The sequence below is a fragment of the Bradyrhizobium sp. genome (assembly GCF_049691595.1).
Taxonomy (GTDB): domain Bacteria; phylum Pseudomonadota; class Alphaproteobacteria; order Rhizobiales; family Xanthobacteraceae; genus Bradyrhizobium.
Genome location: NZ_JBAVNZ010000019.1, coordinates 1 through 8,675, shown reverse-complemented (window position 1 = coordinate 8,675; position 8,675 = coordinate 1). Strand labels below are relative to the sequence as shown.

At 66.4% G+C, this 8,675-nt stretch carries 6 protein-coding genes, 1 tRNA gene and 3 pseudogenes; 3 read left to right on the top strand and 7 right to left on the bottom strand.

Annotated features, from left to right (window positions below; translation table 11 throughout):
• Together WCE35_RS00820 and WCE35_RS00815 are read right to left on the bottom strand one after the other, a co-directional pair.
• Nucleotides 1-403, bottom strand: a 403-nt coding sequence (locus tag WCE35_RS00820; RefSeq protein WP_424591449.1) for a class I SAM-dependent methyltransferase, incomplete at its 3' end; no start/stop codon positions are given.
• On the bottom strand, nucleotides 400-696 hold the full coding sequence (locus WCE35_RS00815; protein WP_424591448.1) for a DUF1127 domain-containing protein: 297 nt from the start codon (nucleotides 694-696) through the stop codon (nucleotides 400-402). The genes WCE35_RS00815 and WCE35_RS00820, both read right to left, overlap by 4 nt.
• An 81-nt stretch (nucleotides 697-777) precedes the next feature.
• Between WCE35_RS00815 and WCE35_RS00810 the strand changes: the two are divergent.
• A pseudogene (locus WCE35_RS00810) lies at nucleotides 778-1,362 on the top strand (cupin domain-containing protein); the annotation flags it as partial.
• Nucleotides 1,363-1,640: 278 nt separating this feature from the next.
• Here the strand turns inward: WCE35_RS00810 and WCE35_RS00805 are convergent.
• Nucleotides 1,641-1,764 (bottom strand) — tRNA-OTHER (locus WCE35_RS00805).
• Here WCE35_RS00805 and WCE35_RS00800 point away from each other — a divergent pair.
• Nucleotides 1,717-1,794: pseudogene (locus tag WCE35_RS00800) on the top strand (hypothetical protein); the annotation flags it as partial. The gene WCE35_RS00805 and the pseudogene WCE35_RS00800 sit on opposite strands and share 48 nt — an antisense overlap.
• Nucleotides 1,795-2,223: 429 nt before the next feature.
• The gene (locus tag WCE35_RS00795) at nucleotides 2,224-4,920 is read left to right on the top strand and encodes a flavin-containing monooxygenase (RefSeq protein ID WP_424591447.1); all 2,697 of its coding nucleotides are present in this window, start codon (nucleotides 2,224-2,226) and stop codon (nucleotides 4,918-4,920) included.
• Between the two features lie 197 nt (nucleotides 4,921-5,117).
• Here WCE35_RS00795 and WCE35_RS00790 read toward each other — a convergent pair whose 3' ends face one another.
• The 4 genes and pseudogenes from WCE35_RS00790 to WCE35_RS00775 all read right to left on the bottom strand — a co-directional run.
• The gene (locus WCE35_RS00790) at nucleotides 5,118-5,861 is read right to left on the bottom strand and encodes an SDR family NAD(P)-dependent oxidoreductase (protein ID WP_424591446.1); all 744 of its coding nucleotides are present in this window, start codon (nucleotides 5,859-5,861) and stop codon (nucleotides 5,118-5,120) included.
• A 146-nt stretch (nucleotides 5,862-6,007) separates the two neighbouring features.
• Nucleotides 6,008-7,540, bottom strand: a complete 1,533-nt coding sequence (gene purF / locus WCE35_RS00785; protein ID WP_424591445.1) for an amidophosphoribosyltransferase — start codon at nucleotides 7,538-7,540, stop codon at nucleotides 6,008-6,010.
• A 24-nt stretch (nucleotides 7,541-7,564) separates the two neighbouring features.
• Entirely contained in the window at nucleotides 7,565-8,194 is a 630-nt protein-coding gene (locus tag WCE35_RS00780; RefSeq protein WP_424591444.1) for a CvpA family protein, read from the bottom strand.
• A gap of 168 nt (nucleotides 8,195-8,362) precedes the next feature.
• Nucleotides 8,363-8,675: pseudogene (locus WCE35_RS00775) on the bottom strand (DNA repair protein RadA); the annotation flags it as partial.

Below are 8,675 nucleotides of genomic sequence, written 5' to 3'. Positions count from 1 at the left end.
CCTGCTGCTGGTTCGGCTTTAACATCACGCCGCACGTCGACAGCACGACGCCGAAGCTCGCATCGGTAAACGGCAGCGCTTCGGCGTCGGCCTCGCGGAAGATCACCGGCAGCCGTTCGGCCGCGGCACGCTCGCGGCCGCGTTCCAGCAGCGCGCCGACATAGTCGGTCGAGACCACCTCGGCGAAACGGCGCGCCGCCGCCAGCGTGGCATTGCCGTTGCCGGCGGCGACGTCCAGCACGCGCTGGTTGCTGCGCAGGTCGACGGCCTCGCACAGCATCTCGCCGACGATCTGAAGGGTGATGCCGACGACGGCATAATCGCCGGACGACCACGCGCGCTGCTGGCGGTTCTTGATCGCGGCGAAATCGATCGTCGCGGGAGTAGCTGCTTGGATATTCATGGCTGGCTTCCTTTCAGGCTGGGCGAATTGTCGCCGCCGGCCCCGGCGGGGCGGGCAGGACGGACCATCCGGCGCCTCCTGCTGCGCGCGGTCAGCAATCCGGTCGGATCGGTGGTGAAGGGTGTCGAAAGGCAATCGGTGACGTCGGCGCGCGACAGTCCGACGTCGACAAGCGAACGCTCGTCGAGGCCGAGAAGCTGCCTGACGGCCCAGCGCATCAGCAACGAAGCGGCGATGGCGCCGCTACGGCTGGCCAACCTGGCAGCCCATTTCTTGATCATGACTGTCTTCATCGGCTAAAATCCGCCACGAGCGTTGGACCGAGGTCACCGCGGCCTTGCTGGCTTGATATCGTCGGACGGGCATTACCCTCAATGATCGAGACGCCGCCTTCCTTTGCCGCTACGCTGGAACGCGATCACGCCGGGCGGGATGTGCTCGCGGAAATGCTGCGCGCGGTGCGCCTGACCGGGTCGGTGTTTCTGAATGCGTGCTTCACGGCCCCGTTCGGCGTCATCAGCCCCAGGCGGTTCGACGAGAGCACGCCGATGGCGCGGTTGCGCCATGTCAGCGTTTTCCACCTGATTTCGGCCGGCGAGTGCAGCATCGAACTGGCGACCGGCGAGCGCCGGCATGTCACGGCCGGCGATATCCTGCTGGTGCCGTTTGCCGACAAGCATAAGTTCTGGAACGGCCAGGCATCGGCAATGGCCGATGCGGACGATATCGTGCGTCCCGGCCCGGTCGCGGGAATGTGGAACGTCAACCACGGCGGCGGCGGTTCGGAAACCCGGATGGTCTGCGGGTTTCTGGAATCGTCCGAGTTTCTGTTGACCCCCGTGTTCCGCACCTTGCCGCCGCTGCTGGTCGACCGCGCCGACGACGATCAGGTCGGCGCGCTGATCACCTCCACCGTGCGGCAGATCGTGGCGATGGCGGAAGCCGCCGCGCCCGGCACCGAACTGATCCTCGGCCGGCTGATGGAAGTGTTGTTCGTCGAGGTGCTGCGTCGCTACGCCACGAAGCTGCCCGCCGGCGCGAAAGGATGGTTCGCGGCGCTCAACGACCCGATCGTCAGCCGGGCGATGCAGGCCGTGCATGGCGACCCCGGCCGCCGCTGGACGGTGGAGGATCTGGCGCGCGAGGCCGGCTCGTCGCGCACCGTGCTCGCCGAACGATTCCACGCCGTCCTGGGCCAGGCTCCGATCGAATACATCACCTGCTGGCGCATGCAACTCGCGGCCGACCGGATTCGAACCGGCCACGGCAGCCTTGCCGCGATCGCCGCCGATGTCGGTTATGATTCCGAAGCGGCGTTCAACCGCGCCTTCAAGCGGGTCACCGGCACCACGCCCGGCCGCTGGCGGGAAAGTGCGCTTGCTGCGGGCTGACGGCGGTCATGTTCCCCGGATGCGCACCGCGCTTTGCAGCGTGACGCGCTGCTGATCCGGAGCCCATGGCAGGCGTGACGATGGATCCCGGTTCTGCGGCACGTCGCTGCGCGCTGTACCGCGCCCGGGACATGCGGGAGCTCAAGCCGGCCCGCGAAAGCTCATCAGCGCGCGCGTCTTGTAATCGTAATCGCCAACCCCGGTTGACCAAAACTTGAAAGGGCATGACGCAAGATTCCGGAGGGCCCCTGACGCGATTGCGTGTCCAGATGGTGACCCCTGTCTCCCGAACGTTACCGCCGGATCGCACCTGACTGTCTTCGAACAGGCGGTCGCAGCACCGCCGCTACCGAAGATTGAAATTGCCCTGATGACAAACCGGGTGCGCAGCGGTAGCCTGCGGCAAATAAAATTCTCGGGAGGAGTGGCATGCCAGACGCAATGGTCGCAGCATCAGCTTTGGAACCGACGAGCGGCGCTGCGACGCAGCAGGTCGACGTCGCCGTGGTGGGTGCCGGGTTTGCCGGCCTGTACCTTCTGCATCGGTTGCGCAAGGCCGGATTCACGACATTGGTGCTGGAGGAGGCCGACGACGTCGGCGGCACCTGGTACTGGAACCGGTATCCCGGCGCGCGCTGCGACATTCAGACCATCGACTACGCCTACACCTTCGATCCGGAGCTCGAACGCGCATGGAAATGGTCGGAGAAATACGCGACCCAGCCCGAAATCCTGCGCTACCTCGGCTTTGTCGCCGACCGCTACGATCTGCGGCGCGACATCCGCTTTGGCACCAGGATCGCGGCGGCGGTTTGGGATCAGGCCGCGGAGCGCTGGCGGCTCACGACCGACAATGGCGCGATCATATCCTGCCGCACCTACATCATGGCCACCGGCTGTCTCTCCACGCCCAAGCCACCGGAGATCGATGGTGTCAGAGATTTCAAGGGCGAGGTCTATTTCACCGGCCGCTGGCCGCATCAAGAGGTCAAGCTCGCCGGCAAGCGCGTCGCGGTCATCGGCACGGGATCGTCCGGGATCCAGGCGATCCCGCTGATCGCCGGGCAGGCGGCCCATCTGACTGTGTTCCAGCGCACCCCGAACTTTGCGCTGCCTGCCCACAATGGTCCCTCGCCGGCGGACCGCGCGGCCTTGCTGGAAAGCGATCGCGCCGGCTACCGCGAGCAGGCCCGCTGGTCGCTGGCTGGCGTTCCGCTGCCGCAGCAAACCGTCGTCAGCTGGCAGCTCAGCGATGCCGAGCGCCGCGAGCGGTTCGAGAAGGCGTGGGCCGCCGGCGATCTCGTCTACATACTGACCCAGTTGTGGGCTGACCAGGGCGTCGACGTCGACGGCAACGCGCTGCTGGCCGAACTGGTCCGCGAGAAAATTCGCACGACCGTGAAGGATCCCGAAACGGCCGCGGCGCTGAGCCCCCACGACCATCCGTTCGGGGCCAAGCGTCCCTGTCTCGATACCAATTACTACGCCACCTACAACCGTCCCAACGTCACGCTGGTGAACCTGCGGCAGGAGCCGATCAAGTCGATCACGGCCTCCGGCATCGAGACTGACAAGCGCACGTTCGACGTGGATACAATCGTGTTCGCCACCGGCTTCGACGCCATGACCGGCGCGATCATGGCCGTGCATCCGATCACGGGCCGTGGCGGAAAATCGCTGTCCGACGTCTGGGCCCACGGCCCGCAGTCCTATCTCGGATTGACCGTCGCCGGCTTTCCCAACCTGTTCATGATCACCGGCCCGGGCAGCCCGTCGGTGCTGTCGAACATGGCGGTATCGATCGAGCAGCACGTCGACTGGGTGGTCGAGCGGCTGATTGCGATGCGCGAGGCCGGCTTCACCACCATCGAGGCCACTGAGGCGGCGCAGGCCGGTTGGGCGCGGCACATGGCCGACTGCGCGACGCTCACGCTGCATCGGCTGGCGAATACCTGGTACACCGGCGCCAACGTCCCCGGCAAGGCGCAGGGCGTGATGCCCTATACCGGCGGCGTCGGCCCCTACCGCGGCATCTGCAACGAGGTGGTCAGCCGCGGCATGCTCGGTTTCAGGCTCACCGGCCCCAACGTTGCCGAGCAATGCAACGACGGCGAGATCGTTCGCCTGCAACCGGACGTGCGACTGGTGCTGAACCTGCTGGCGGACATGCAGTTGCCGCCGATCGAGTCGCTCGGAGCCCGGGGCGCGCGCGACTTTTTGACTGCATTCAATGCCAGCCGTCCTGCTGGCCGACCGGTCGGCGAAATCGTCGACGGCACGCTACCCGGCGCCGACGGTCCGCTGCCCTATCGTCTCTATCGGCCGGCGACGCCGGGGCCGCATCCGGTCGTGGTGTATTTCCATGGCGGCGGCTGGGTGATCGGCGACGAGCAGTCCGACGACCCGTTCTGCCGCGACCTGTGCCGGCGCACCGGGATGATGTTCGTCAGCGTCGGTTACCGCCATGCGCCCGACCACCGCTTCCCGGCGGCGGCGGAGGATGGCTACGCGGCGACGCGGTGGATCGCCGAGCATGCGGCGGACCTCGGCGGCAAACCGGGACCGGTGACGGTCGCGGGCTGGAGCGCCGGCGCCAACATCGCCGCCGTCACCTGCCAGCTCGCGCGCGATCGCGGCGGCCCGCCAATCTCGGGCCAGCTTCTGGTATGCCCGGTCACCGACTGCGCGTTCGACCGCCCTTCCTACAACGACAATGCAACGGGCTACTTCCTGACGCGCTCGTTGATGTACTGGTTCTGGGACCTCTACTGTTCGCCCGCGGACCGAACCGATCCGCGCGTCTCGCCGCTGCGCGGCAAGCTCGAGGGCTTGCCTGCGGCGTTCGTGGCGACCTGCGAGTTCGATCCGCTGCGCGACGAGGGTGTGGCTTACGCCGAGGCGCTCGCTGCCGCGGGTGTGCCGGTCGAGCAACTGAACGCGCGGGGCCACTTCCACTCGTCCCTGACCATGGTCGACGTGGTGATCACCGGCGTCAGCGGCCGCATGCGGATGGCCGAAGCTTTGCGCCGGTTCGCCGGGCTTCCCCCGGAACGGCGACACGGCGACGAGGATGTCCGGGCAGGCCAGACGGCCGCGCCGCGCGAAATCGATGCGGCGGCGGGGTAGCCAGTAGGATGGGTTGAGCAACGCGAAACCCATCACCCGTGCGGTGGGACCCAGCGTCCGCTCCAGATCGATGGTGAAGACAAAGTTGCGACCGAATTGGTGATGCCGCTCACCCGCCTTGGCGAGACGCCATGGGTATCGCTGCGCTCAACCCATCCTACGGGATCGTCGCCGCGCGGAATGATAGGTGGCAGATCTCACGCCGGCGCGCGAAAGCGCATCAATGTGCGGCTCTTGTAATCGTAGATTTTGCCGGTCTCGCTCCAATCGGGCGAACACATCGGCACGATGAACTCCGCGGCCTGCTCGGGCGTATCCAAGGTCATCGGGTCTTCGCCGGGAAACACGGTCGCACGCATCCGGGTGCGGACCGGGCCGGGGTTGAACAAATTGACGCGCAGTTTGGTGCTGGCGGTTTCCTGCGCCCAGCACCGCACCAGGACTTCGAGTGCAGCCTTCGAGGCCGCGTACGGGCCGAGATAGGCGGTCGCCTTGCTGGCAGCGCCTGACGTGACGAACACCGCGCGGCCGGCATCGGATTGCTTCAGCAATGGTTCCATGCAGCAGATCAACTGAAAGTTCGCGGTGACGTTGACCGCCATCACGTCGTTCCACGGTTTGAGCTCGATATGGCCGAGCGGCGAGGAGGGGCCGGTGACACCGGCATTGCCGATGAGGATGTCGAGCTTGCCGTGCCGCTCATGCAGCGCCGCGCCAAGCCGGGCGATGCCGTCATGGTCGGTCAGGTTCAGCGGCACCAGCGTGGCGCTGCCGCCGTCCTTGCGGATATCGTCGTCGAGTTCCTCCAGCCCGCCTTGCGTCCGCGCCACCGCCACGATATGCGCGCCGGCCTTCGCCAGCGCCCGCGCGGTCGCATAGCCGATGCCGCGCGAGGCGCCGGTGACGAGCGCGATCCGGGAGGCGAGGGGGAGCGTAGTCATCGAAGCAATTCTATGATCGTCGTCCCCGCGAACGCGGGGACCCATACGCCGTGACGGTTATGATGGCGGAAGGTGTTCGTGTCTAATGGCTTCCGAAAAACGAAGGCTGGTGGTTATGGGTCCCCGCGTTCGCGGGGACGACAAAGTCAGCTCGCTTCCGCCAGCAGCGAGAGCTGCCGCGGCTGCGGTTCGACCTGGGTCTGGTCGGTGAGGTGGGTTGGATAGGCGCCGGTGAAGCAATGGTCCGAGAATTTCGGATTGGCGGGATCGCGGCCGGGCTCGCCCATCGCGCGGTACATGCCGTCGATCGACAGGAACGCCAGCGAATCCGCGCCGATGATCGCGCGCATCTCCTCCAGCGAATGGGTCGCGGCCAAAAGCCCGCCGCGGTCGGGCAGGTCGATGCCGTAATAATCGGGATAGAGGATCGGCGGCGAGGCGAGGCGGAAATGGACCTCGCGGGCGCCGGCGTCGCGCATCATGCGCACGATCTTCTTCGAGGTGGTGCCGCGCACCAGCGAATCGTCGATCAGGATGATGCGCTTGCCCTCGATCGCGGAACGGTTTGCCGAATGCTTCATGCGCACGCCGAGTTCGCGCACGCTCTGGGTCGGCTGGATGAAGGTGCGGCCGACATAGTGGTTACGGATGATGCCGAGCTCGAACGGCACGCCGGAATGCTGGCTGTAGCCGAGCGCGGCGGGCACGCCGGAATCCGGCACCGGCACCACGACATCGACCTCGACATGGCTTTCGCGCGCGAGCTGCGCGCCAAAAGCCTTGCGGACCTCGTAGACCGAGCGGCCGCCGACGATGGAATCCGGGCGCGAGAAATAGATATATTCGAAGATGCAGGGCCGCGGCGGTTTCGGTGGAAACGGCTTGTGGCTGTGGGCGCCGCGCTCGTCGAACACCATGACCTCGCCGGGCTCGATGTCGCGGACATATTTGGCGCCGATCATGTCGAGCGCGCAGGTCTCCGAGGCGAGAATCGGGCAGCCGTCGAGGTCGCCCAGCACCAGGGGGCGGATGCCGAGCGGATCGCGCGCGCCGATCAGCTTCTTGTTGGTCAGCGACACCAGCGAATAGGCGCCCTCGATCGTGCGCAGCGCCTCGATGAAGCGGTCGATGAAGCGGTGGCGCCTGGACTGCGCCACCAGATGCAGGATCACCTCGGTATCGGTGGTCGATTGCATCATGGCGCCGTTGCGCACCAGTTCCCGGCGCAGGCTGAGCCCGTTGGTGAGGTTGCCGTTATGGCCGACGGCAAAGCCGCCGGCATTCAGTTCGGCGAACAGCGGCTGCACGTTGCGAAGGATGGTGGCGCCGGTGGTGGAATAGCGGACATGGCCGACGGCGGCGTTGCCGGGCAGGCGCTCGATCACTTCGCGCCGGGAGAAGGTGTCGCCGACCAGGCCAAGCCGGCGTTCACTGTGGAAGCGGCTGCCGTCGAAGGAGACGATGCCGGCGGCTTCCTGGCCGCGATGCTGGAGCGCGTGCAGCCCGAGCGCGGTGATCGCGGCGGCCTCCGGGTGGCCGAAGATGCCGAACACGCCGCATTCCTCGCGCAGCGTGTCCCCTTCAAGATCGGGATCTCGGCGAACGTGCTGCAATTCGATCGGGCCGCGGTTCGGATCGGGTTGGCCGGCGGGATCGGAAGGCTCCTGCATCTCGTCCATCACGCCTCTCTTCTGGCCAAAAGCCTAACGGCCCGCCGGTTTCTCGATCAGCTTTTTAAGGCCGTCGCGGGCGGGTTTACTATAGCCATCACCCGACGCCGGGGCTGCCGGCTCGGCATCGGTTTGGTCGTCTTCCGGTTTATTCTTCTTGAACTTCTTTAAAATGGTGTTCTCGGGGTCATCAGGCAAGAGCGACATCAGCCAATCCCCGGTCCCCTGCAGCACCAGCCGGGACTTCGCGCCCGTGACCCAATCGGGCCGCTGCTTGTCCGGAACCAGCCAGCTGAAGAACAGGAAGGCGACGACCACGATCAGCAGGCCGCGGGCGAGGCCAAACAGGAAGCCGAGCGTGCGGTCGAGCGCGCCGATCCGGGAGTCCAGGATCATGTCCGAAATCCTGACCGTGATGACGGACACCACGATCAGGGTACCGACGAAGGTTCCGGCCACCACCACAATGGCGGCAACCGTGTCGTTATTGAAATAGGTCTTGGCGGTCGGCAGCAGCTTCGAGAAAGCATAAAGCGTGACCAGCGCCGCCGTGCCCCAGGCCGCGATCGACAGGATTTCGCGCATGAAGCCGCGCACCATCGCAAGCAGGCCCGAGATCAGCATCACCGCGAGCAGGACGAGATCGAGGATCGTTATCGGCATCGGCTGGTCAGGTCCGCTCGTGCGTTCTCAAGGATAGCGAATCGGCGCATCGGTTCCGTCCTAGGTGACGGGCATCCGGCGCCTCCCGCAAGGCCGCAGTTCGTGCCATCCCGTACCCCCTGTTTGCGCGGGTGGTATAGCGGCGAGGGCGGGTAACGTCACGCCGCTTTAGCCGTTTTCGCGACGGAATCGCGCCGGTGTGGCATTTTTCTCAGCCGCCCGGCTGTCCTCCCTGGCGCCTCTGGGGCTGCCGCGCGCCGCGATGTCGGCGACCAGGCTGGTCAGGGAGCCGACGCTGTTGAGGGCAAGGCCGGCGTCGCCGCCGCCGTCGCCGCGGGCGGATTCCGGCAGCACGGCGCGGCCGAAGCCGAGTTTCGCCGCTTCCTTAAGCCGGGCCGAGGTCTGCGCCACCGGCCGGACCGCGCCGGAAAGTGAAATCTCGCCGAAATAGACCGCGTCCGTCGGCAGCGGCGCATTGACC

Coding starts and splice junctions, on each gene's coding strand:
- WCE35_RS00815 (WP_424591448.1), bottom strand. CDS start 696: ATGAAGACAGTCATGATCAAGAAATGGGCTGCCAGGTTGGCCAGCCGT.
- WCE35_RS00795 (WP_424591447.1), top strand. CDS start 2,224: ATGCCAGACGCAATGGTCGCAGCATCAGCTTTGGAACCGACGAGCGGC.
- WCE35_RS00780 (WP_424591444.1), bottom strand. CDS start 8,194: ATGCCGATAACGATCCTCGATCTCGTCCTGCTCGCGGTGATGCTGATC.
- purF (WP_424591445.1), bottom strand. CDS start 7,540: ATGGACGAGATGCAGGAGCCTTCCGATCCCGCCGGCCAACCCGATCCG.
- WCE35_RS00790 (WP_424591446.1), bottom strand. CDS start 5,861: ATGACTACGCTCCCCCTCGCCTCCCGGATCGCGCTCGTCACCGGCGCC.